This is a genomic window from Rhodococcus sp. 5A-K4 (assembly GCF_046097995.1).
GTDB classification, from domain to species: Bacteria; Actinomycetota; Actinomycetes; order Mycobacteriales; family Mycobacteriaceae; genus Rhodococcus_F; species Rhodococcus_F erythropolis.
In genome coordinates, this window is sequence record NZ_JBJURM010000004.1 from 204101 (window position 1) to 226680 (window position 22580).

23 protein-coding genes are annotated in these 22580 nt (G+C 62.7%); 11 read left to right on the forward strand and 12 right to left on the reverse strand.

Features of this window, described 5'->3' with window-relative positions:
• Positions 1–3: 3 nt before the first annotated feature.
• The 4 genes from ACKAMS_RS07725 to ACKAMS_RS07740 form a co-directional block, all read right to left on the reverse strand.
• Positions 4–984 (reverse strand): ABC transporter substrate-binding protein, encoded by a 981-nt coding sequence (locus ACKAMS_RS07725; RefSeq protein ID WP_020968055.1) that lies wholly within the window; start codon positions 982–984, stop codon positions 4–6.
• Entirely contained in the window at positions 981–1775 is a 795-nt protein-coding gene (locus ACKAMS_RS07730) for an ABC transporter ATP-binding protein (RefSeq protein ID WP_020968054.1), read from the reverse strand. Before ACKAMS_RS07730 ends, ACKAMS_RS07725 begins: the two co-directional genes overlap by 4 nt.
• Entirely contained in the window at positions 1772–2839 is a 1068-nt protein-coding gene (locus ACKAMS_RS07735) for an iron ABC transporter permease (RefSeq protein WP_019746312.1), read from the reverse strand. Before ACKAMS_RS07735 ends, ACKAMS_RS07730 begins: the two co-directional genes overlap by 4 nt.
• Before the next feature lie 84 nt (positions 2840–2923).
• Positions 2924–4183: an MFS transporter gene (locus ACKAMS_RS07740; RefSeq protein WP_408988834.1), complete on the reverse strand. Its 1260-nt coding sequence runs from the start codon at positions 4181–4183 to the stop codon at positions 2924–2926.
• A 92-nt stretch (positions 4184–4275) separates the two neighbouring features.
• Here ACKAMS_RS07740 and ACKAMS_RS07745 point away from each other — a divergent pair, with 92 nt between their 5' ends.
• From ACKAMS_RS07745 to ACKAMS_RS07765, 5 genes are all read left to right on the forward strand, one after another.
• Positions 4276–4464 carry a streptamidine-related RiPP repeat protein gene (locus ACKAMS_RS07745; protein ID WP_003943543.1) on the forward strand — a complete coding sequence of 63 codons (189 nt, stop codon included), beginning with the start codon at positions 4276–4278 and terminating at the stop codon, positions 4462–4464.
• 94 nt (positions 4465–4558) lie between these two features.
• Positions 4559–5371: a hypothetical protein gene (locus ACKAMS_RS07750; protein ID WP_195791673.1), complete on the forward strand. Its 813-nt coding sequence runs from the start codon at positions 4559–4561 to the stop codon at positions 5369–5371.
• Between the two features lie 11 nt (positions 5372–5382).
• Positions 5383–6795, forward strand: a complete 1413-nt coding sequence (locus ACKAMS_RS07755; RefSeq protein WP_408988861.1) for a CocE/NonD family hydrolase — start codon at positions 5383–5385, stop codon at positions 6793–6795.
• Positions 6788–8128: a YcaO-like family protein gene (locus tag ACKAMS_RS07760; protein ID WP_408988835.1), complete on the forward strand. Its 1341-nt coding sequence runs from the start codon at positions 6788–6790 to the stop codon at positions 8126–8128. Before ACKAMS_RS07755 ends, ACKAMS_RS07760 begins: the two co-directional genes overlap by 8 nt.
• The gene (locus tag ACKAMS_RS07765; RefSeq protein ID WP_408988836.1) at positions 8125–9417 is read left to right on the forward strand and encodes a YcaO-like family protein; all 1293 of its coding nucleotides are present in this window, start codon (positions 8125–8127) and stop codon (positions 9415–9417) included. Before ACKAMS_RS07760 ends, ACKAMS_RS07765 begins: the two co-directional genes overlap by 4 nt.
• Here the strand turns inward: ACKAMS_RS07765 and ACKAMS_RS07770 are convergent.
• Positions 9364–10335: a hypothetical protein gene (locus tag ACKAMS_RS07770; protein ID WP_408988837.1), complete on the reverse strand. Its 972-nt coding sequence runs from the start codon at positions 10333–10335 to the stop codon at positions 9364–9366. The genes ACKAMS_RS07765 and ACKAMS_RS07770 overlap by 54 nt on opposite strands.
• A 51-nt stretch (positions 10336–10386) precedes the next feature.
• On the opposite strand from ACKAMS_RS07770, the gene ACKAMS_RS07775 reads away from it, so the two are divergent.
• Complete coding sequence (locus ACKAMS_RS07775; RefSeq protein ID WP_019746303.1) at positions 10387–11013, forward strand: TetR/AcrR family transcriptional regulator; 627 nt, start codon at positions 10387–10389, stop codon at positions 11011–11013.
• Between the two features lie 6 nt (positions 11014–11019).
• Here ACKAMS_RS07775 and ACKAMS_RS07780 read toward each other — a convergent pair whose 3' ends face one another.
• From ACKAMS_RS07780 to ACKAMS_RS07790, 3 genes are all read right to left on the reverse strand, one after another.
• The gene (locus tag ACKAMS_RS07780; protein WP_003943598.1) at positions 11020–11460 is read right to left on the reverse strand and encodes a PAS domain S-box protein; all 441 of its coding nucleotides are present in this window, start codon (positions 11458–11460) and stop codon (positions 11020–11022) included.
• A 111-nt stretch (positions 11461–11571) separates the two neighbouring features.
• Entirely contained in the window at positions 11572–12312 is a 741-nt protein-coding gene (locus ACKAMS_RS07785; protein WP_020968047.1) for an ABC transporter ATP-binding protein, read from the reverse strand.
• Positions 12309–13355 (reverse strand): ABC transporter permease, encoded by a 1047-nt coding sequence (locus ACKAMS_RS07790; protein ID WP_060938783.1) that lies wholly within the window; start codon positions 13353–13355, stop codon positions 12309–12311. Before ACKAMS_RS07790 ends, ACKAMS_RS07785 begins: the two co-directional genes overlap by 4 nt.
• 114 nt (positions 13356–13469) lie before the next feature.
• On the opposite strand from ACKAMS_RS07790, the gene ACKAMS_RS07795 reads away from it, so the two are divergent.
• The 4 genes from ACKAMS_RS07795 to ACKAMS_RS07810 all read left to right on the forward strand — a co-directional run bounded on the left by ACKAMS_RS07795 (position 13470) and on the right by ACKAMS_RS07810 (position 17577).
• The gene (locus tag ACKAMS_RS07795; RefSeq protein WP_021332670.1) at positions 13470–14672 is read left to right on the forward strand and encodes a sensor histidine kinase; all 1203 of its coding nucleotides are present in this window, start codon (positions 13470–13472) and stop codon (positions 14670–14672) included.
• The gene (locus tag ACKAMS_RS07800; protein WP_019746299.1) at positions 14669–15286 is read left to right on the forward strand and encodes a response regulator transcription factor; all 618 of its coding nucleotides are present in this window, start codon (positions 14669–14671) and stop codon (positions 15284–15286) included. The genes ACKAMS_RS07795 and ACKAMS_RS07800 overlap by 4 nt, the downstream gene beginning before the upstream one ends.
• A 92-nt stretch (positions 15287–15378) precedes the next feature.
• Positions 15379–16617 (forward strand): DUF222 domain-containing protein, encoded by a 1239-nt coding sequence (locus ACKAMS_RS07805; RefSeq protein WP_408988838.1) that lies wholly within the window; start codon positions 15379–15381, stop codon positions 16615–16617.
• A 144-nt stretch (positions 16618–16761) separates the two neighbouring features.
• Positions 16762–17577: a siderophore-interacting protein gene (locus tag ACKAMS_RS07810; protein WP_166501594.1), complete on the forward strand. Its 816-nt coding sequence runs from the start codon at positions 16762–16764 to the stop codon at positions 17575–17577.
• Between the two features lie 9 nt (positions 17578–17586).
• On the opposite strand, the gene ACKAMS_RS07815 is transcribed toward ACKAMS_RS07810, so the two are convergent.
• Positions 17587–18015 (reverse strand): hypothetical protein, encoded by a 429-nt coding sequence (locus ACKAMS_RS07815; RefSeq protein WP_408988839.1) that lies wholly within the window; start codon positions 18013–18015, stop codon positions 17587–17589.
• Positions 18016–18130: 115 nt separating this feature from the next.
• On the opposite strand from ACKAMS_RS07815, the gene ACKAMS_RS07820 reads away from it, so the two are divergent.
• Positions 18131–19087, forward strand: a complete 957-nt coding sequence (locus tag ACKAMS_RS07820; RefSeq protein WP_020905678.1) for a proline dehydrogenase family protein — start codon at positions 18131–18133, stop codon at positions 19085–19087.
• Between the two features lie 60 nt (positions 19088–19147).
• Here the strand turns inward: ACKAMS_RS07820 and ACKAMS_RS07825 are convergent, their stop codons facing one another.
• From ACKAMS_RS07825 to ACKAMS_RS07835, 3 genes are all read right to left on the reverse strand, one after another.
• Positions 19148–19591 carry an SRPBCC family protein gene (locus ACKAMS_RS07825; RefSeq protein WP_020905677.1) on the reverse strand — a complete coding sequence of 148 codons (444 nt, stop codon included), beginning with the start codon at positions 19589–19591 and terminating at the stop codon, positions 19148–19150.
• A gap of 3 nt (positions 19592–19594) precedes the next feature.
• Positions 19595–21148 carry a succinic semialdehyde dehydrogenase gene (locus ACKAMS_RS07830; RefSeq protein ID WP_003943578.1) on the reverse strand — a complete coding sequence of 518 codons (1554 nt, stop codon included), beginning with the start codon at positions 21146–21148 and terminating at the stop codon, positions 19595–19597.
• 78 nt (positions 21149–21226) lie between these two features.
• A complete protein-coding gene (locus tag ACKAMS_RS07835) occupies positions 21227–22543 on the reverse strand; it encodes an MFS transporter (protein ID WP_030536659.1) in 1317 nt (438 codons plus the stop codon).
• Positions 22544–22580: the final 37 nt, after the last annotated feature.

The following is a 22580-nucleotide window of genomic DNA, read 5'->3' on the forward strand; positions in this document are numbered from 1 at the left end:
ACCTCACGAACCCGGGTGCAGCAGGCGAGATACCTCGGCAGCTCCGTCGATCGACACCAATTCACCGGCGAACCACGCCTCCGGAACGGCAAAGATCGCATTCGACGTCGCGGCAGGCGTCCCGGCAAATGCCGTGCGGGCAGCCTCGAGTGTGGATTCCCGAGCCGACTCGGTGGAGTAAACGACAAGAATTGCCTGCGGCGACTTCGCGAGTATCGATTCGGTGGCTACCTGGCCGAAGTACTTCCCATCCGGAAGGTCGCTCTCGTAGAGGTTCTTTCCCCCGGCCGCCTCGAGCACGCTGCTGTAGAGGCCCCTCGCCAGAGCGTAGGACTGCCCCTCCGAAACCTGAACCATCACAGTGGCAACCGGCTCCTTCCCGGCCACGGATGCCTCGGTTGCTGCGAGCGACTTCTTGCCATCTGCCAGAAGTGTTGCTGCTTCGTCACTTGTTCCGGTCAGGGCACCGAGACCGTCGATGTCGGACCAGACGTCGTCGATCCGCCCCTCGGTGACCGCCTTGTGGCAATAGCCGCTGTTCACGAAGATCGGGATGCCGAGGTCACGCAATTCGTCCATGCTCTGCAGTCGGTCACCGTCGAACCAGTATTCCCCGTCGGAGACGATCAGATCCGGACGGGCGTCGAGCAATGCTTCTTTCGCGGGAACTCCGGTGCTCAGTACCGGCACGGCCGCGAACTGATCCGCGAGTTCGGGGCTGGGAGGAGAGAGATCGGTATTCGATTGTCCGACAATGCGGTCGGCGGCACCGAGTTGAATCAGAAGCTCCGTCATCGACGGATACAGCGAGACAATCCGCTCCGCTGTCTTGGGCAACGTGACCTCGCGGTCACAATTGGTGACGGAAATCTTCTCGGACGACGACGCCGCCGAATCCGCCGTGGAGTTTCCGCATGCGGTCAGTACCGCAGTGGCAGTAACGGCCGAGCACAACAGCGCGGCAGTACGTATCGAGGATTTCAAGACACTGCTTCTTTCGTGTGTAGGAGCGGAGGGGCGAACGAGAGCAAGGGACGCCCGGTCAAGGGGTGAGTGCCGAGATGCACCTGAACCCCGAATACTTCGGACAGCAGGTCCTCGGTGAGGACCTCAGCCGTTGGTCCTGTCGCGACAACTACCCCGCCGGAGAGCAGACAGACGTAGTCGCAATACGCTGCGGCCAAAGCGAGTTCATGGATCGCGACAATCGTCGTAGTACCGAGTTCGGCGACCAATTCCATCAATTCGAGTTGAGCTCGGATGTCGAGGTGGTTGGTGGGCTCGTCCAAGACCAGCACCGAAGGTTGTTGAGCGATCGCCCGGGCCAACATCACACGCTGCTTTTCTCCGCCGGACAGTTCGGCGAAGAGTCGTGATCCGAAGCCGTGCATACCGGTTCGCGCCAGGGCGGCACTGACGATGTCCCGGTCGATTTCACCGAGTCGAGAGAATGCGCTGTGATGCGGCGTCCGGCCCGTCGCCACCACCTCGCGGACGCTGAACGAGAAGTCGGATGAATGCTCCTGCCCCACAACACCGATGATGCGTGCTGCGGATCGTGGCGAGAGATCGTCCCACACGTTCACTTCGTCGACCTTCACGATTCCGCTTCTCGGCTTCATCGAGCGGTACAACGCGCGCAGGAGGGAGGACTTTCCACTGCCGTTCGGCCCGACGAGTCCGACCACGCTCCCCTCGGGCGCTTCGAGATCTACGCCGGAAACCACCAGACGCCCACCTCGAACGACGTGAATCCCGCTGGCCGACAATCTCATGACTGCGCACCTCCGTCGCGTCGAAGTAACCAGAGGAAGAACGGAGCACCCAATCCGGCGGTGATGATTCCGAGCGGCAATTCGTTGGGCGCATCCAACATCCGAGCCGCAAGATCGACGATCACCAGGAAGGTTGCACCGACCAGCGCGGTTGCCGGCAGCAGCTTGCGGTGGTCGGATCCGACGAGGAGTCGTACGGCGTGCGGCACGAGAAGCCCCACGAAACCGATTCCGCCGGCAACGGATACAACAACCGCGGTCAGCAACGACGCGATCACCAGTAGTAGCAACCTGGTACGGCGCACGTCGACGCCCACCGATTGCGCGCTCTCGTCTCCCATAGCCAGCGCGTTGAGTTGGCGAGACTGCGTCAACAGCACTGCCGCACAGACGGTGATCACCGCGGCGGGCACACCGAGATCCGACCAACCTGCCCCGCTCACCGAACCGAGTAACCAGAAGAGCACTCCCGAAAGCTGACTCGGATCGGCGCGCAACTGCACAAAACTTGTTGCAGCCGAAAGCAGATAGCCGATGGCAACTCCGGCCAAGACCATGCGCAGCGGGACAAGCATTCCCTCGCGCCGACCCAGTACGAGAACCGCGATCAGGGAAACCATGGCCCCCAGGAAGGCTGCCACCGGAACACCGATCGACAGACCGGTTCCGATGCCCGTCGTCATGATCAGCACTGCGCCGAAGGACGCTCCCGAACCGACACCCAAGATGTACGGATCGGCAATCGGATTGCGCACCAACGCTTGCAGTACCGCGCCGGCCAGTGATAATCCGGCACCTGCCAGTGCCGCGATCAGAATGCGCGGGACCCGCAGTCCCCACACGATCCGATCGAGCAGCGGGTCGACCGGCGGTCCACCGACGTGCGCGTACAACACCGCGAATACGTCGGCGAAGGACAGCGACGCAGCGCCCGACCACACCGCGACGGTAGAGACGGTGGCAAGGACCACGGCCGTGGCCAACAGAAACGGGACGTATCCGCGGTCGCCGACGGGATGCGCACGCGACGGGGCATCAGGTACTGCTTCGCTGGTCAGCGTCATCGCACTCCTGAAGAGGTGGGGTTCACAGGCATGAACAGGTGGATCTAACCATAACGACAGTCGTTTTCATTAATAGTGACATGCTCATCTGTGCGGACAAGGATCGGTCCGCAGGGCGCTCACCCACGCGAAGAGTGCCCCGACCAGCGCAAAGCTGCACGCAACGAGGTAGGCGGTGCCGATATCCCAACGTCCTGCAATTGCCCCGGCAATCAAGGCACCCACCGGCGAACCACCCCAGGCGACCATCCTCGCCGTGGTGTTCACGCGCCCCTGTAGACGATCCGGAGTCAGACGCTGACGTGCACCGATGCCGTTGAGGATGGTGACAGTCGCACAGCCGGAGTAGACGGTCAGAGCGGTGATCGCTGCGGCGGTATTGCTGGTTGTCGCAACGACGAACAGCACCACCGGGGCGATGGTCAACGCACCGACAGTGATCGCGCCGACCGGCCATTGCGCCGGTAGGCGTGGGAGCAAGACTGCGCCGACCACGCCACCCACGGAGACTGCTGTCCACACGGCCCCGATCATCGGACTCGACGTCGAAATCCCCAGCCTCTCGGTCGCGTACACCACCAGGAGCGCCGTGACAGCACCCTGCGTCAGCGAATTGACGAAGCCGACGCCGGTCAAGGCTCGCAGGAGCGGAGACTGCCAGAGGAAGCTGAGGCCTTCGCGTATGTCACGCGCAATTCCGGGTTCCGACTTCATCGGCGCCGCAGGAGTACTCGAGAACGAGGCTCCGATCGACGCCATGGCCAGCCCGGCCAATACGTAGGCCAGTGCATCAGCACCCAATGCGTAGGCCGGTCCGATCGACGCCACGAGCACTCCGGCAATAGCCGGAAAGGCAACATCGACGAGCGTGCTGGAAGTCCACAGCGCACTGTTGGCGGCCGGTATTCTCTGCCGACCGACCAGGGCAGGCAAGGCTCCGAAAGCTGCGGCATCGAACCACACGAAACACGTTCCGATGCACATCGATACGCCGACCGCGTGCCATGCCGTCAACACACCGAGCGCCTGAGCCGCCGGAATACTCGCCAAGGCAAGAGCAGCGACGGCCTGCGCACACAGGATGACCGTCCGCCGGTTGACTCGGTCTGCCACGGCGCCGGCGAACAAGCCGAATACGAGGTACGGCAGAACCGTCCCCGCAGCCGCGAGCGAGGTGAGAAACGGAGACCGGCTGATGTCGAACACCAGAATCGGCATTGCCACTCCGGTGACGGCCGCACCGGCCACGGCAATCGTGCGAGCCGTGAAGAACAATCGAAACGATCTGTCCCGAAACACATGTGGTTGCGCTTCGGCGGATCCCGTCGTCGAGGTCTCGCTCATGTATGCACTCTCTTGTACCTGTTGCTCTCCGTGGCGATCTTTCGTACGGTGGCATCGTAATGGAAATGGTTTCCATTACGGAAGGGATGACAATGAGCAACATTTCGTTCGACAGCGTCTCCAACTCGGCTCCGGCCAATGCACTCCAGGGCGTCGGCACCAACGCCCTCGTCGACAACCCGTTCACCTTCGAGCCGGTTGCCGAGGCGACGTCCGCACACGCTCTGCAGGGTGTGGGCACCAACGCTCTCGTCGACAACCCGTTCAGCTTCCAGAGCTGAAACCTTCCCTGATCCAGACCGTTTCGACGGTCTGATCTGCCGATGACCCCGCCCGCATCCGACTCGTCGGGTGCGGGCACCGACAAGGAGATCCGTGTACGCCCTCGCCGACGGACACCACCTGTATCCGACACCGGACGGTGTTTGGCATTACCTGACACCGGACGAGAACGCAGTCACGATCGGTGCGCCGGCCGAAGCTCTCGCAGAACTCGACAACTTTCTCCGGCGGTCTGGTTCGGTGCTCGGCGCGGGAGCGATCGAGATCGCCGACGCTCTCGTCTCTCGCGGCGTGCTGGCTGTTCCAGGTCAAGTGCCAGAGATTCCGGGACCACAGCGTGTGCTGATGGACGGGGTCGGACCCGTTGCCGATGCCTGCATCGCTCTGCTCTCCAAGGCTCTTCCGGACCTCGACGTCGTATCCACCACTGCGCCAATCGAAGACGACGTTGCGTCTTCGGACCTCGTACTGTCGGTTGCCGACGCTCCTCCTCACGACGCGTGGTCGGAACTCGATACCTGGTGCCGCCACAGCCGAACTCCGTGGCAACGCGTCCACGCGGAGCTGGGTGAGATCTGCATCGGTCCCTTCTTCGACGGCATCGACAGCGCGAGCTACCGGGACGTCTGCGGTCGGCGGCTAGCCGCGTCACGTGTACCTGATCACCTGCTGGCTCTGTGGAACCACCTCGCCGACAGCGAACGTCGTCCGCTTGGACTTTCACCCACCGCAGCCGCAATGGTCAGTGCACTTGCATGTTCGGACGTCGTGGCTAGTTCTTACGGCGCACCGCCATCACACCTTCACCACCAGATCCGGATGAATCCACGAACCCTCATGATGACTCGCCATCCCGTGCTACCTCTGCCGGGCGGCGTTCTCGAGCCTTCGCCGACGCTCCGGTGATCTCACTCGGAGTGAAGATCCCGGCGGCAGACGGCTCTTCGCTGGCTACGGATGTGCTTCTCCTAGATTCTTCACCTCGGGGACTGATCGTGATCCGCACCCCGTACGGACGCGGGTGGCATCTGGCCGAGGGGCTCGAATGGCGATCGCGAGGAATTGCATTCATCTGTCAGGACGTACGTGGACGGCACGATTCCACTGGATCTTGGGAACCCTACGTCCACGAGCGCGAGGACGGTGCCGCCCTTGCCGAGTGGCTGCAGGATCAGCCGTGGACACCGGAGTGCGTCATCGCAAGCGGGGCTTCGTATGCGGCAGGAACTGCGTGGGCGTTTGCTGCCGAGACCAACAGCGCCGATCGGGCATTTCGTGCTCGCGGCGTCGTCTCCAAAGTGCCGACCATCGGAAGCGACCGCGTCAAACGTGATCCCTCGGGGATACTTCTCCTCGCCGAGCATCTGGCGTGGTGGGGCGAGCACGGAGATTCGTCTTCCTCTCGTGAGGGTTTCATCCCTGCCCTGATGCGCTCGGATTCGTCTTTGCTGGAACATCTCCCGGTGCAGTCGATGATCGAGGAGGTTGGCCTGACCTCCGATTCACCGGGCTGGTTGACGCCGATCCGTCGCGCTCGTGAGCGCGAAGACTTCGGTGGCGATGATCTGGTGTCCGCGGACGAACTCTCCGAACTCGACGTCGCCGGGCTGCACATCGGCGGTTGGGACGATGCGATGATTCGGGAGACACTGCGGCACTTCGCATCCGTGTGGCGGGGGCCGCAAAGTTTGATCGTGGGTCCCTGGGCGCACGACCTCCGCCCGGGAAGGGTCGGCGAGACAAGTTTCGGCCGCCTTCAGGTCGAGTGGATGGAATCGATATTCTCGGCGCGGCCCGTGACCATCAATCGGGTGTTCGACCGGGGTGCCGGCGCATGGTCGACCGAACCGTATGTCACGGGTGCGAACCGGATTCGTCTCGAACCAGATCGGAAGGACGCAGCCCACAGCTTCCTGTATGAAGCCTCAGGGGACCGAAACAACTGTGTTGTCTGGACTTTCGATATCAAGCACGACTCCGTACTCTCCGGAACACCCTCGGTGGAGCTGAAAGTGCATTCGCCCGAGGGCGAAGCTGACTGGATCGTCGAGCTGAGCATCGTCGATAGCGCCGGAGTCACCAGGTCGATCGCTCGTGGGGCCGGCGTCAGCCTTTGCTCCGGCACGTTGACCATAGATCTCGATCACGTGTTGCACACTGTGCGCGCGGGTGATGTCTTGACGCTGCGGATCGCGGGCTCGGACTTCCCACGGCTCGCACGCAATCTCGGAGACGGTGATCGCTATCGAGGAACACGCAGTACCGCACTGCACCAATCATTTTCCGGGTCGTTGACCCTGCCGATACTCGGAGGAACTGCCGGTGGATGACTTGCTGGTCGACGCCCGAAACGGCGTGCTGACCTCTCTGGAACCACACATTCGCTCGGACATGCCGACGGGCTGGGTCGGTTGGGCCGCGAGGGTGGCCGACACCAGAAACTTCGGCGGCAGCGGTTCACTGTTTCGCGCGGACCCTTACGGATTCGGGGCTTCGATACGCAACGACGCAGCAGCTCGCGGGGCGGCAACCGGTGAGGCTGTCGAAAGATATTGCGGCAACGTGGTCCCCGAAGATCTGATCCGCAGCAGTGCGTCAGCGCTGGAACTGGCAGGCTCACGGGTCGTCGATCCGGCGAAATTTGCGTTGTACAGCGAGGATCAGTACCGCCTTCCCGGATTCCCCTTTGTTCCCTTCACATCGGCTCTGGAAATCCGCTGGGCGCTGGGTCACACCATGGACGAAAAAGTGCCCACCTATGTGCCGGCCGCCTTGACCTATCTCGGGTACTACACCGGCACCCGTCGCGGCGAACCACCGATCGCGTCGTTGCAGTACGCCGGAATCGCCGCGGGACGCTCACGCGCCGAGGCCGAGATGTCAGCTCTGCTGGAACTTCTCGAACGCGATGCCACCGCGCTGTGGTGGTGCGGGGACCGGTCACAGCCGGCAATCGAACTCGCCGACTGGGAGCGGTTACCTGTGCACCGCCAACTCGGGGATCTGGAGAGCGACACTCGGAGCGTTCGAGTGCTTCTGCTTCCCTCCCCCTTCGGCATTCCCGTCGCCGCAGTGTGGATCCGGGATGACCGACGTGGATTGGTCGCGCTGGGCACAGCTTGTCGACCAACGGTGGAGGCGGCAGTCTCGAAGGCCCTTGTCGAGGCGTACGCCGTACTTGCCATCACGATCGACCTCGCCGACCCCGACGGGCCGACCTGGCGCAGCGTGGTGGACGGAACGCTGCCGGCGCACCTGTACAAACCCTTTCGGGCCGACCGTCGTTACCGGGACGAGTTCGATCCGCAATGGAAAGACGTCGTCGATCTGCCGACCGTCGCCCAACTTTATCTCGATCCCGTGATGGCGCACCTTGCGGAAGAGCACCTCTTCGATTACACCGAAACACGCTCGGTATCAGAGATTCCCGACGAAGATCCTGTAAATCTTGCTTCTCTGGTAGCCCTTCTGACGTCTCGAGGGCACCAACCGATTTCCGTCGATCTCACCACCCGCGACATCTCGATTGCCGGGTTGCACGTCGTCCGCGTCCTGTCTCCCGGCCTCTACAACAATGCGCCGGCAGCTTTTCCCCTTCTTGGAGGTAGCAGAGTGACCAGCGCATCGACCACCCATCTCCATCTGCCGGTCCCTCTCGCATGAGGTCTTTGCTCGTCGACCGCCGAACTGGGATCATTCGGGAGTTGGTCGACGCCGTTGTTCCCCAGCACTTTCCGCCGGAGTTCAAGCTCATTCATTCGTATGTCTGCGATTCGGCACGCTTTTCGCCCTGGTCCAGCGACTCGGCGGGCGCCGGATATTGCTTCGATCTGGGTGACCGTGCGCGGCCTACCGCAGCTGCGGTAGGCGAAGCGGTGGAACGGTATTGCGGCAACATCGTCGCCAAACCGATCGTCCGCGGGTCGGCTGATGCGTTGATCGGAGCAAGCATCGACCTGTCACAACTCGCGCGTTTCGACGCCGCCCAGTACGCGCAGCCACAGTTCCCGTTCGTCGAACCAACCGACGATCTCGAGTTGGACTGGACTCTCGGAGTCGACCTGATCACGGGTTCGGATATCTGGGTACCGGCCGAACTCGTCTGGGGTTCGTATCCTCATTTCGTCGCCCGGACGGGTCCGGCGATCTCTCCAGTAGCTCAGGCGGGTCTCGCCGCCGGTCCCACGACGGAATTCGCGATACGGAATGCAGTGCGCGAAATAGTCGAGCGCGACGCGATGACGCTCTCCTGGACCGGAAGGCGCGGCGTTCGGATTGTCACCGGGATGCCAGAGCAGCTCCTTCGACTGGGCAATCACGAAACCCTGTCGACGAGATGGCTGGCATTCGAGAGTGATTTCGGGATCCCGGTACTCGGCGCCCTCGTCCGCGACCACCGCACCGGATACTCGACCATGGGAACCGCCTGCCACGAAGAAGCGCAGACGGCTGCGTTCAAGTCGCTCGGGGAAGCGCTTCAGCTGCAACTTCTTTCCGCCGACTACGACAACCCGGAGAGCGGCATCGGTCGAGCCGCGGCCTCCCCGACCAGCCCGCTTGCGCCTTGGCGAGCCGACCGAAGCTATGCAGGCGCCTACCGATCGGACTTTGCCGACGTCATGGACTACGGATGCCACTTGCAGCTCCACCTGGACCCGAAGATCCAAGCACGATTCGAGAGTGAGCTGGCAGATACCGTCGTCGGCGAGGCGGACCTCGACTCTCTGACGTCACCCATCGACACCGAAAGCGCACTGACAGGCTCGGGTTTCAGGCCGGCATGGGTCGACCTCACCACTACTGATGTTCTCAGTACTGGCCTGCATGTCGTCCGCGTCGTCGTACCCGGTTGTCTCACCAATGCGGCCGCCGGATTACCGTTTCTCGGCTCGCCCCGACTAGTCGACAGTCTTGCCGGACATCCGTCTCGCACCATCCCATTGCCGCACTGACAGTTCGGGAACTGCCAGTTGTAACGACTCTGCGGTCTCCACCGCGTGAAACCACGTCGGCTTCGAGATTGCACGGTCTCGAATCACCTGCACGGCACGCGCGGCGATGGTTGCCGTCGCGGCCGACTGGCTACGCCCCGAAACCCACAGCGCCGGAACGGTATCCGTTCGGGCCATCGCAACCCAACGATCCGAACCCCACAGCTTCTTCGGCACAACCTTCTGGAGGGCGGGCGCCCACGTCATGGCCGCAAGCCCGAGCGTCGCTGTGGACGTGTCCAATCGCAGGTACGTTCTGACCGGAACACCAAGGTCGCGCGTCAACGCATGTTGGTCCGAAAAGTCTGCCCGCACAGCAGGACCGGATCGGTACCCGGTCGCGTCCGCCGGCATCCGAAAGGTCTTCATCCCGGTGTAGTTCCGGATCGATCGCCCGTCGGGATCGGGAAACCTCGTTCCCAACATCCCGTACGTCCACGCCGTCGCGGCCGGTCCGTGTAGTTCTCCGCCGCCGAGGCCGATCACGATGTCCACGGGTCCGTCGCCGAGTCGATGTGCTTCGGCGGCAAGGACACTGGTCAATCCCGGTGCCAATCCGACGCCCATCAGAACTGGGCCGTCGACCGCTTCCAGTTCTTCGCAGTAGCTCGAGGTTGCCGTGATGTCGACGAATGCCGCCCCACCGCGTACCGCTTCTTCTGCCAGGCGAACGTCCTCGAAACCCGACGCATTCACCACGACATCGAAGTCTCGAACCACAGCCGCGTACGCGCCTGGTTCTTTAAGATCAACGACGACGTCCGCGCGGGCACGATCGCGCCCGGCGGAGTACGCGGAGATTTCGGGGACCTTCGCGAGTTGTTTCATCAGGGGAATCCCGACGGCACCGTAGCCGCCGAGTACAAGAACCTTCGTCATAATTTCGCCTCCCGAGTCGCTAGAGTTCAACTCTAGAGTTAGACTCTAATCATGACTGAGGTTCTTCGGGAAGACACGTCGGCGCGGCGCAAGATCATCGAGGCAGCGCGCGAAGTTTTTGTCGATCCCGGCTACGCCGCCGCCACCATCAAGCAGCTTGCCGCGGCGGCGGGCGTGTCGGTGCAGAGTGTCTATTTTGTGTTCGGCAACAAGCCGAGCGTGCTGTCAGCACTGCTCGACGTGGCCGTTGCGGGCGACGAGGAAAAGACGGCAACTCTCGACCGTCCGTGGGTGGCGGCTGCACTGGGCGCCCCACATCCACTCGGGCAACTCCGGATTCAGGTTCACCACGGACGGCTCATTCTGGAGCGCACCGCGGACATCCTGTTGGCCCTGCGGGCCGCTGCTTCCGCGGACGAGGACGCCGCCCGCCTTTGGCAAATCAACCGCACTCAGCGACGCACGGTGCAGGAACATCTGATGGTCGGCATCGTCGAAAAAGCGCCAACCGTCGACCTCGAAACAGCCGTGAACGTCGCACTCACGCTGCTCAGTCCCGAGACGTACACAGACCTCGTGGTCGGAGCGGGTTGGACCGGCCAAAAGTACGAAGAATGGGTGGTCAACACCCTTGCCGCCACCCTGGGCCTGGACCGAACCGTCAAATCCCGGAAGTAGCTGGGACTACTTGGTGGGCTTGTCGTCGATGTGCCGTGGGTTGTTCCACAGGCGTTCCGTCAGATCGTGAAGGACGGCGAGGGTGATCGTGTCGTCGTCCCGGCGGAGCAGAGACTGACTGACCGTCGCGCGCACCAATGTGCTGTCCGAGTGCACGAACTCCTTGACCGAGCCCGGCTCGGAACTCAGTTCACGATGAGCCTGCTCGGCACTGACGTCGTCGGCATCCTTGTCGTAGAGAATGTCCTGCAAACGCAACGCCGAGACGGCCTTCTTGGGATATCCCAGCATGTCAGCGAAGGACGGGTTGGCAAAAACGATGCTGCCGTCGCGGTGAACGGCCATGACCGGCACCGGAAGCCTGTCGAGGAGAATCAGAGCAGGCATCTGCTCCAGATCCGCAATCGGCGATTGTGGCGGCTGCGCAACATTGCGGCGGCGTTCCATAACACGTCCTCTCAAGTTGCCCGAGTCGACAACAGTCTAACTGCCCAGCAAATCGCGGGTTGACTTCCCGCCCGGATGCAGTGACGAATGCCCGAATCGTGCCCGCCTGAGTTACGCCGCGAGCGCCTCCTGGTCCTCCGCCAAGGAACCGTCAACAACACGATAGACAGTATCCATCCGAGACAGGTGACTTCGGTCGTGTGTCACGAGAAGGGTTGCCGCCTCGTGTTCCCGCACCACCCCGATGATCAGATCCATGACAGCGGCACCGCGCTCCTGATCGAGCGCGCTGGTGGGCTCGTCGACCACCAGAAGCTGCGGATCGTTCATCAATGCTCGCGCGAGATTGACGCGCTGTCGCTGCCCACCCGACAGCTGAGACGGTCGTTTTCCGCTCTGATCCGCGAGCCCGACAGCGTCCAGCAAATCCATCGCTTTTGATTTCACGGCCTTGCGACGGGTCCGTGACGTGAAAACGGACTGCCCCAGATGCGCCATCACCTCGAGCTGTTCCAGAGCCGTCAACGACGACACGAGGTTGGACTGCTGGAAGACGATTCCGATCGACGAGCGTCGCAGCTCCGACGCCGCCCGCCGACTCAGCGCCGCGATGTCGGTGCTGCCTTCCGGCGTCCGGAGATAGACGTGCCCGGAATCCGGACGGATCAGGGTCGACGCCACCGCCAACAGGCTGGACTTGCCTGAACCCGAAGGTCCGGTGATCGCGGCGATCTCGCCGCGGTGCAGTCGCAGAGACACGTCGTCCAGCGCCGTCACCCGCGATTGCCCGTCGGGAAACGTCAGATCGACGTTCTGGATGTCGAGAACTGTGGTGCCGGTTGTCATGGTCATCGTGCGCTCCCCAATGCTGTGAGTGGATCAGTGGTCGAGAGGAATCGAAGTGCAAAGGCCGCGCCGAGCAGGCCGAGTCCGATCAATGCCACGGCAGGTACGACGGTGGTCGATGCGTCCAGGACAAACGGCATGGCGTCTCCGATCAGCGAACCGGCTACGGCCGTCAGCCCGATTCCGACGGTGACGCCGGCAATCAGGACGATGAGGGCCTGACCCAGTGCGTCGCGCACCAGAGAACCGGTGGTTGCGCCGAGCGCTTTCAACGTCGCGATGTCCGGGGTTCGCTGGATCGTCCACACCGTGAAGAACGCACCGATCACCAGGGCCGAGATCGCGAACAACATGAGCGTCATCAGGGTCAACGACCCGTTCTCCGATTTGTACGAACCGATCGCGTCGAGCGAACCGCTGACCGTCGTCGACGTCGTCGCGGCTGACTTGTCCGTTGCGGAAGCGTCAGAGGCTCCGGTGACAGCCAGTACTGTCGCAACGCCGCCGCGTGGATTGGCCGCCTGCCAGTCACCGAGCGTCATCCAGACGACGGGCGAATGGCTGTACCAGTCGTCACCGCGAACGTCGCTGACGGTGAACTGCTGCGTACCGACGCTCACCTGATCGCCGGCGCCCGCCCCCAGATCGCGGGCGGCACCTTCGCTCAACACCACCGTGCCTGACGCCGACGGCGTCACGTCACCGAATCCGCCGTCAGCACCGAACAGGGCCACCGACTTCTGATTTCCGTCGGCCAATCCTGCCTTCCCGCGGCCGATTCCGATGGGATCGACATCCTTCGCGGCCCCGGCCCAGGCGTTGACCTGGTCCTGTGTGAGCGCCGACTCGTCGAACGACGCCCCAGCTCCGGTGTCTGCAAACACCACCGTGTCGGCATTCATGGCCTCGATGGCCGACACGTTCTGATGGCGAAGTCCTGCAGTCAACCCGCTGAGAAAACTGACGAGAAGTGCAACCAACAGAACCACGACGGAGATCAGCGCGAAACGACCTCGCGCTGCCCGTAAGTCCCTCATTGCGACAAACACTGTGAATTCCTTTCCTGTGCTTGCCTCTACGCTCTCGCGGATGCAGACTCTTTCCATCGCACCTCGGATCGACATTCCAGCGCTCGAAAGAACCATCCCGGTTTACAACTTTTGATGGATGAACCAGGCCCGAACCTCGCTAAGCTGGGCGAGATGCACCGATCTCCGCTCACGCCTGTCTTCGCCGGCCTACAACTGGGCCTGCATGTCCTTGTCATGGCGCTGGCCGGTGTGGTGTTTCTTCGAGCGCTGATCGACGAATCCGACCTCACCGCAACAATCATCGCGTTGGCCGTGATCTTTGTTGCCGTCTATCTTTTCGGGGTTGCCAAAAGGCTGCGCGGCAACGCTGCCCGCTGGTGGCTCGCCGTGCTGACCCTCGTCTGGATCGCGACGATGGCGGTATCCGCCGACGCCGCCTACCTCGCGTTCGGACTCTTCTTCCTCTATCTCCATATTCTGCGGCGCCCCTGGAGCCTGCTGGCCGTCACCGCGGCAACGGCTGTCGCCGTGATCGGCACCGGATTGCATCGCGGGTGGACAGTGGCCGGCGCCGTCGGCCCGATCATCGGCGCCGCCGTAGCCGTTGCTATCGGTCTCGGATATCAGGCGCTTTACCGCGAGGCAGCCGAGCGCGGACGTCTCATCGACGAATTGATGAACACCCGTGAAGAATTGGCGTCGACGTCTCGCGATGCCGGAAAATTCGCCGAACGTGAAAGGCTCGCAGCCGAGATCCACGACACCGTGGCCCAAGGACTTTCGAGCATCCAGATGCTCCTTCACGCTGCCGAACGCGCCGATCCGGAGAGCCCGGCCATCCGGCAGATCAGCCTCGCACGGGAAACCGCAGCGGACAGTCTTGCCGAAACCCGCCAACTCATCGCCGAATTGACACCCGCGGCCCTGGACGGTCAGTCGCTCGCCGATGCGCTTCGTCGAATCTGTGAACGCGCGAGCAGTCCCGAACTGGAAGCACGATCCGTGGTCGAGGGTGAGGCAATCCGGCTGCCGATGCCCCTCGAAGCAACACTGGTGCGCATCGCCCAGGGTGCGGTGTCCAATGTTCTCCGCCACGCGGATGCAACCAGAATGGCTGTGACACTGACGTATTCCGACAACACCGTCAGCCTCGACGTGGTCGACAACGGCCGCGGCTTCGACGTGGAAGTTCTCGAACGTGGACCGGCGGAATCTTTTGGCCTCAACGCAATTCGACGACGCGTCGAACTGCAGGGCGGAACGTTCTCCATCGAGTCGGAGCCGGGACACACGGCCGTCGCGGTGACCTTTCCCCTCGATGTCGGTGAACAGTGATCCGCCTGCTGCTCGCCGACGATCACGCGATCGTGCGCGCCGGGCTGCGAGCGCTACTCGAAAGCGAATCCGACATCGAGGTGGTCGGCGAAGCAGGGACCGCCGAGGAAGCCATAGCCTTCTGCGCCACCACGCCGGTCGACCTCGTGCTCATGGACCTGCGGTTCGGGCCAGGCAAGACCGGGGTCGACGCCACCCGCGCGGTATGCGCGCTGCCGAATCCGCCGCACGTACTCGTTGTGACCAACTACGACACGGACGCGGATATCTTGAGCGCCGTCGAAGCCGGAGCCAGCGGCTATCTGCTCAAGGACACACCCCCGGTCGAGTTGCTGTCGGCCGTCCGCGCCGCTGCGAGCGGGGACAGCGTTCTCTCCCCTGCCATCGCGTCGAAGCTCATGACTCGGGTACGCAAACCCGAAACCAGCCTTAGTCCAAGGGAAATCGAAGTGCTGAAGTTGGTGGCGGCGGGTCGATCCAACCGAGAGATCGGCAAAGAACTGTTCCTGAGCGAGACCACGGTCAAATCGCATCTGGTCCACATCTTCGGCAAGTTGGGCGTGAAGTCGCGGACGTCGGCGGTAGCTCGTGCGCGGGAGTTGGGTTCGATCTGACGTTTGTCCGAATTGTCGAAAGTAGCTGGACAGCAGTAATTTTCGCTTGCAATTCTCTTGTGTTCGAAACTCTGTTCGAATATGATTGCTTCATGGACAGTCGGGAAGCGTGGCAGCTGGATGGTGAGGACCTCAAGAGTGAGGTTCTCGATCTGGTGCGCGCCCGGCACGAGTTGCAGTCGCGGATGGTGTTGCTGATCGTTGAAATGTTTTCCCGGGAGGTTCTCGGCGGGAGGGGCTTTCGGGCGATCGCGCAGTGGTTGCACGGTTCGACGAATCTGGAGATCGGTGAGTGCAGTCTGCTGGTCGGGTTGGCGCGGTTGTTGATGCTCGAACCTGTTGTCGCGGATGCGTTTCATCGTGGTGATGTCGATGCGTTGAAAGCCCGTCAGGTGGCGTCGTTTTGTCAGCATCCACCCAAAAACATGACCCCGGCGGATGTGGACAAGGCCCGCGGGATTCTGCTTCGGTTGGCGTCGAAGAAGATTGCCGATTGTGATGCGGTGCGGGCGGCGATTCGGCGGATCGAGAAGCAATTTGGCAAGCGTGAGGACGGTGTTCCGGTCGGGGAAGATTCGGAACGGAACGAGTTTTACGCCTCGAAAGGCTTGTACGGGCGGGTGTCGGTGAAGGGTGACTTGGATGCTGTGAACGGGGCCCGTCTGATCACGTTGTTGTCGAGTCTGTCGGCTCCGACACCGGAGAAGGACGGCGTGAAGGACACCCGTACTCCTGCATTACGGCGGGCGGACGGGTTTTGCGAGTTGTTGCGCCGGTACGAGCGGGCGGGGTTGGGTCCGATCGAGGGCGGCGTGAAACCACACATCACGGTCACCGCATCGGCGAAAGACATGACCGATCTGCAAGCCTTGAAAGACCTCCTGCCGTCCACGGAGGAACTCGGGTTCGCATGGACGGACTGGGTGGGCCCGATCAGTATCGACACCGCACGGATGCTCGCCTGCGACTGCACCGTCACCCGGATCTTGTTGGACGAGAATGGTGTTCCGCTCGACTGCGGTAAGGAAGCGAGAACAGCAACGGTGCCGCAGCGGCGGGCGTTGGCAGTTCGGGATGGTGGGTGCGCGTTCCCAGGGTGCGGGACTCCGTCGGGGTGGTGCGATGCTCATCATATCGTTCACTGGAACGATGGTGGCCCAACGGATCTCGACAATCTGATTCTGTTGTGCGGTCATCACCACCGGACACTGCACCACACCGAGTGGCGTGTCGAGATCGGCCCGGATCGGAAGTCGGTGTTCTATCCGCCGATGTCCGTTGACCCGTATCAGCATCCGATCGGTGGGAACAGCCCACCGACAGCCGCCTGAACGGGCATAACTGAAAATGCCAGCGTATGCACCGGGGAAGAACCATGCCTCGGGGCATACGCTGGCATTTTCGGTTGCGCTCGATGTCCGTCTTGCGACAGCATCTGTCTCCACTTCGACACGCAGGACCAATAGGGTCGAGGAATGTCTTTCTGCGAACCCGCCCGCGTTGTCACCGTCACGTCCCTGACCCCGCACATGCGGCGAATCAGCATCGAGGCAGAAGGCGACTGGCACTGGCCGACCGGCGGACAAGGCGACGAGCGCATCGATATCGCGTTCCCGAAACCCGGTGAAACAGAAGCAGATTACGACTACTTCAACAATCCCGACTACGGCAAGGCCGATCTCGGAACCGAGCCACCGTGGCGGCACTACACCGTGCGCAAGGTGCACGACGGCGGCCGACGTCTGGACATCGACTTCGTCGTGCACCCTGGCGGTATTGCAGCGGATTGGGCCCTGCGGGCCGAACCAGGTCACCTACTAGGCGTCTTCTGGTCGGACAGTTCGCGGTCCCACTACCAAGCACCGGCGGGTCCTCGCTGGCAGCTGCTGGTCGCAGACGCCACGGGTCTCCCCGGACTGGGCAGGATTGTCGAAGAACTTCGAGAGGGCGATGTCGCACAGGCGATCATCGAGGTCGAAACCGAAGAGGATCGACAGGAATTTGTCACTCGCGGCGACGTCACGTACACGTGGCTCGTGGGGAGTGGCCTCGGAAAGGCGCCGAGCGCGCTGTTCGAGGCTGTGGAGAAGATCGAGTTTCCCGAATCCGAATCGGCCGACATCTACGCGTGGGTGGCGTGCGAAAGCGCAACCAGCCGTCGTATTCGTAAGCATCTGAGGGAAGTTCGAGGAATTGCTCGCGACAAGCACAATGTTGTCGGGTACTGGCGAGAGGGCGCCGACGGCCACGTTTCCGGCATGAACAGCGAGGAAGTCACCGTCGGCGCCTGAGCGCCGTGATCACTCTGCCGGCAGTGTGTCGGTAGATTCTGCGTGAGCCTGCTGCACGTCAGCCGGCTTTTCCGCGAGCATCTCGAACAGTGCACGGCGTGCCTCGGCAAGAATTGCCTCTGCCTTGGCGACCTGCTCAGCGGTCCCACCTGCGGCTACCGCGACAGCGGCACCTCGGAGTAGACCCATCGCGGGACGGAGCGCTGCGCCGGCTTCACCGAAGTGAGGGCGGCCGTGTCCACGCTGGTCGGGTCGACCAAATCCGCGCTGGTCGGGCCGACCGCGTCGGCCTTCGGGGCGTCCTTCTGCTCGGTCTTCGAAGCGACCCTCGGGGCGCTCTCCATCGAATCCTCGACGGAAACCGTGTCCGCGATGCGGGCCTCGGCGGCCATGCTCGCGACGTTCTTGCATTTCTGGGTTGTTGTGTGGGGCGTACATGTTGTCCTCCTGGACTGTCTGTGTTTGTTTGACGTATCGACGATATATCGACAATAGATCGAACGCAAGGGTCCGGAGAATAATTCCCGCACTCTCGTCCGGATACGCTGAAGCCGTGAACACGGATCTACAAGCCCAGGCCGCGGACGTCCTACGCCGCCTCGCACTCGACGAATCCCTGAAAGAACGCACCATGGCGGACGCTGCGACTGCAGCACTCGCACGGAAAGTCGCCGCCCGCTACATCGGCGGCGAAACCATCGACGACGCTTTCGACCGCCTCCCCTCGATCTTCGCGCGAGGACACAAGGCGAGCATCGAATACACCGGGGAAAGCGTCCGGGATCCCGAGCTCGCGAACGCCGAAACCGATGTTTTCGTGGAACTCGCGGAACGAATCGGCACGTCGGGTGTCGAGAGCACCGTGTCGTTCGACCTCTCGCACATCGGCTTGGTGATCGATCCGGAGCAGTGCTTTCGCAATGTCGTGCGCCTGGCCGAGACCACGGAACGCGCAGGTGCCGAGCTGATCATCTCCGCCGAAGCGTCCGATCGCACCGACCTGGTCCTCGACATGCACGCGCGGCTGGCCGAGCGCTTCACTCACGTGGGGATCACTGTTCAGGCCCGACTGCACCGGACCGCAAAGGATCTCGCCGCTCTGCTGGACCGACCCGGCCGCATCCGTCTCGTGAAGGGCGCCTTCCTCGAAGCCGAATCCGTCGGCTACCCGCGCGGTAGTGCCGAACTGCGAAGCGCGTATCTCGACTACGCAGCCCGAATCGTCGAATCGGGTCACCAGGTTTCCATCGCGACGCATGACCGCGACATCCTCGAAGCATTACGCGCCGAGCATGATTCGAAGCTCAGAGCCGACCACGTGGAGTTCGAGATGCTGCTCGGTCTCGGTACCGAGCAACTGGACGCACTCCGAGCCGCGGGATTCACCACACGCGAATACGTCATCTTCGGAACACAGTGGTGGCTGTACGTACTCAATCGCATCGCCGAAGAGCCGGAGCGTGTCTACACCGCGCTCGTCGACGCCGCGCTTGTCACCACTGCAAACTGATCCGCAGCAACACAAGTGGGGCTGCACTCGAATCGAGTGCAGCCCCACTTGTGTATGTTTCTAGCTCTCCAGAAACGCCTTGATGCGCGCCAGAGTGGTTTCCATTCCGGTCTGCATCAGCTGATCTCGACCCCGACCGAGCAGGCCGCTACCCGACATCATGCGGACGTAAAGCGCAGGCTTCGCATAGATCTCACGAGTCTCGGTAAGCACAGTGCCCGTTCCCGAAGGCTCGAGCACGTACGTCCACCGAGCCTTCGGCTCGTCCGATTCGAAGGAGAACTTCCGGCAGTCGACCACGTCGACCACCGTGCAGTGCGTGCTCCACCGAATCAGGCCGTGCTTGTTGGTGCCCTTGAACTTTGCGCCCACGGTGCCCGGGGTTCCGGAAGTCCATGTTCCACCGGTGTTTTCAGGGCTGAAGCGACCCATACCTTCGATGTCGCTGACAACCTTCCACACCGATACCGGAGTTGCCTCGATGTACGCGCTGGCGGTTTCCACCCGTTACCGGCCCGGAACCCAGGACATGATCTTGATGGCGTGAGGCATGAGCTTTGCCCACACCTTGGCCGGAAGTCCGCGCGGTCCACCGAGATTCATGACGCGGGTGGTGGCAACGGTCTGCGGCTCGGTGTACTTGATCAGCCCCTCGGCGCCGTGACGACGACCGACGCCCGAGACACCCATGCCGCCCATCGGTGCTGCGGTGCTGCCCCAGGTGGGTGCGTAACCCTCGTCGACGTTGACGGTGCCGGCGTGGATGCGCGCTGCGATGGCTTCGCCGGCAGCCTTGCTTCCCGCCCACACACTGGCGTTGAGGCCGTACTCGGTGTCGTTGGCCGCAGCGATGGCCTCTTCGACGTCCTTGACGGGGTAGATCGAGACGAGCGGCCCGAAGGTCTCGTCGCGGTAGCACTCGGCGTCTTCGGGAACCCCGGTGAGCAGCGTGGGCTCGTAGAACAGCGGTCCGATGTCCGGGCGGGCCTTGCCGCCGGCAATGACGGTGGCGCCCTTGACCACTGCGTCGTCGACATGCGCGGAGATTGCCTTGACCTGGGCCTCGGAGACGAGGCTGCCCATCTCGATTCCGAATTCGTAACCAGCGGCGAGGTTCATCTTCTTGACGCGGTCACCGAACATACGGATGAACTCGGGTGCGATGGACTCTTCGACGTAGATGCGCTCGATGGAGATGCACAGCTGACCGGAGTTGGAGAAGCACGCACGCACAGCGGCGTCGGTGACCTCGCGCAGGTCTGCGCCGGCCGCGACGATCATCGGGTTCTTGCCACCGAGTTCGGCGGAGAAGCCGATCAGTCGACGGCCGGCCTGCTCGGCGAGGAGCTGACCGGTCGCGGTGGAACCGGTGAACATGAGGTAGTCGGTGTTCTCGACCAACGCGGTGCCCACGACGGAGCCCGGTCCGGGAACCACGGCGAAGAGGTCGCGGGGCAGTCCCGCCTTGTAGAGCAGTTCGACGCAGGCGAGCGCGCAGTACGGCGTCTGGCTGTCCGGCTTGAGGACAACGGCGTTGCCCGCGAGCAGCGCGGCGATGGCGTCGGACACGGCCAGCGTCATCGGGTAGTTCCACGGCGAGATGACGCCGACGACACCCTTGGGCTGGTAGCGGACGACGGTCTTCGTCAGACCCGGAAGCATGCCGGAGACGCGACGCGGGCGCAGCAGCTTCGGCGCCACACGTGCGTAGTGACGCGACGTCATCGAGATGTCGAGGACTTCTTCCTGAGCTGCGGTACGCGACTTTCCGGTCTCGGCCTGAGCCATGTCCATGAGGGCGTCGCGGTTCTCCAGGATGAGATCGCGGTAGCGGTGGAAGACGGCAGCGCGGTCGAGGACGGAGCGCTTGGCCCATTCCTTCTGGGCGACGCGGGCACGGGCGATGGCCGCAAGTGCGTCGTCGGCGGTGCCAACGGGGATGGTCGCCAGCTCCTTGCCGGTGAACACCTCGGTGATGGACTTCGTCGGGCGATCGGCAACATTGTCGATGGCGATCAGATCGGCGAGCCGCGAGAAGGTCGCAGCGGACGGAGCAGGCATTTCAGTACCCCTACTGGTGAGTAGTTCTTGGAGTTACACACAACTTACCCCGTCGGTGGTACCGATCACAGTGCCGAATCAGACAGAGTCAACCAATACTGCCTCTTTCGGACGTTTTGCGATCAACAACGACATGACTGCAGCGATCGCGCAGAGCGCGCCGGCCACCAAGAATGCAGCGTCGTACGAGCCGATCTGATCACGAACGAGGCCGGCCAAGAAGGCCACCAGACCTGCACCGATCTGGTGCGATGCCAGCACCCAACCGAACACGATGGGGGCGTCGGCGCCGAAGTGTTGACGGCACAGCGCGACGGTCGGCGGAACCGTCGCCACCCAATCGAGCCCGTAGAAGATGACAAACGCGATCATCGGTGGATTCACAGTGTTGGCGAGCAACAACGGCAGAAAGAGCAGCGAGATTCCGCGGAACAGGTAGTAGATGCCGAGAAGTTTTCGCGAGTCCATCCGGTCGGTGAACCAACCCGAAGCAATGGTGCCGACCATGTCGAGGATTCCGATCAACGCCAAGAGGGACGCAGCCGTCGTGATCGGCATTCCGTGGTCGTGCGACGCCGGGACGAAGTGCGTGCCGATCAGGCCGTTGGTGCTCGCGCCGCAGATCGCGAAGGTACCGGCGAGAAGCCAGAACACCTTGGTCTTCGACGCCATCACCAGCACCGAGATCGCCCGGCCTCCGGCACCGCCGCGCTGGTAGACAGGCTTGGCTGGTGGGGCGTAATCGGCGGGCGCTCCGTAAGGCGTCGTACCCACGTCTGACGGATAGTTACGCAGGAACAGCAGAACGAACGGCACAACGGCCAGTGCGGCAAACGAAACTGTGAAGGCGACGCTCTTCCAGTCGTACGTTTCCGCGATCTTCGCCAGGACCGGAAGGAACACCAGCTGACCGGCAGCACCACCGGCCGTCAGGATGCCGGTCACGAGACCACGCTTCTCGACGAACCAGCGATCGACGACGGTGGCGACAAACGCCAGCGCCATCGAACCGGTACCGAGACCGACGAAGACACCCCACAGCAGAATGAGCTGCCAACTCGAGGTCATGAAGATGGTGAGACCACTGCCGAGCGAGATGAGCGCCAACGCCGAGGTGACGACCGCCCGGATACCGAACCTCTCCATCAAGGCAGCAGCGAACGGCGAGGTCAACCCGTACAGAATCAGGTTGACCGAGACGGCCGCCGAGATGCTGGCGCGCGACCACCCGAAATCTTCGTGCAGCGGATCGATCAGCACCGATGGGGCAGCGCGGAAGCTCGCCGCACCGACCAACGCCAGGAATGCCACGATCGCGACGGACCAGGCGCGGTGAAAGCGCGGCGGGCTCACCTGCTGTTGGCCTGATTCGGGGAGAGCGGTCTCAGAAGTCACAGAGAGAATTCTGCAGTTCGGATTCGATCGAGAACAG

What these genes read in the sequence shown, in the direction of transcription:
- ACKAMS_RS07780 (WP_003943598.1), bottom strand. Translation starts at nt 11,460, where the DNA reads ATGGAACGCCGCCGCAATGTTGCGCAGCCGCCACAATCGCCGATTGCG.
- ACKAMS_RS07765 (WP_408988836.1), top strand. Translation starts at nt 8,125, where the DNA reads ATGAGGTCTTTGCTCGTCGACCGCCGAACTGGGATCATTCGGGAGTTG.
- ACKAMS_RS07815 (WP_408988839.1), bottom strand. Translation starts at nt 18,015, where the DNA reads ATGTACGCCCCACACAACAACCCAGAAATGCAAGAACGTCGCGAGCAT.
- ACKAMS_RS07740 (WP_408988834.1), bottom strand. Translation starts at nt 4,183, where the DNA reads ATGAGCGAGACCTCGACGACGGGATCCGCCGAAGCGCAACCACATGTG.
- ACKAMS_RS07745 (WP_003943543.1), top strand. Translation starts at nt 4,276, where the DNA reads ATGAGCAACATTTCGTTCGACAGCGTCTCCAACTCGGCTCCGGCCAAT.
- ACKAMS_RS07830 (WP_003943578.1), bottom strand. Translation starts at nt 21,148, where the DNA reads ATGCCTGCTCCGTCCGCTGCGACCTTCTCGCGGCTCGCCGATCTGATC.
- ACKAMS_RS07795 (WP_021332670.1), top strand. Translation starts at nt 13,470, where the DNA reads ATGGATGAACCAGGCCCGAACCTCGCTAAGCTGGGCGAGATGCACCGA.
- ACKAMS_RS07735 (WP_019746312.1), bottom strand. Translation starts at nt 2,839, where the DNA reads ATGACGCTGACCAGCGAAGCAGTACCTGATGCCCCGTCGCGTGCGCAT.
- ACKAMS_RS07805 (WP_408988838.1), top strand. Translation starts at nt 15,379, where the DNA reads ATGGACAGTCGGGAAGCGTGGCAGCTGGATGGTGAGGACCTCAAGAGT.
- ACKAMS_RS07775 (WP_019746303.1), top strand. Translation starts at nt 10,387, where the DNA reads ATGACTGAGGTTCTTCGGGAAGACACGTCGGCGCGGCGCAAGATCATC.
- ACKAMS_RS07810 (WP_166501594.1), top strand. Translation starts at nt 16,762, where the DNA reads ATGTCTTTCTGCGAACCCGCCCGCGTTGTCACCGTCACGTCCCTGACC.
- ACKAMS_RS07730 (WP_020968054.1), bottom strand. Translation starts at nt 1,775, where the DNA reads ATGAGATTGTCGGCCAGCGGGATTCACGTCGTTCGAGGTGGGCGTCTG.
- ACKAMS_RS07770 (WP_408988837.1), bottom strand. Translation starts at nt 10,335, where the DNA reads ATGACGAAGGTTCTTGTACTCGGCGGCTACGGTGCCGTCGGGATTCCC.
- ACKAMS_RS07785 (WP_020968047.1), bottom strand. Translation starts at nt 12,312, where the DNA reads ATGACCATGACAACCGGCACCACAGTTCTCGACATCCAGAACGTCGAT.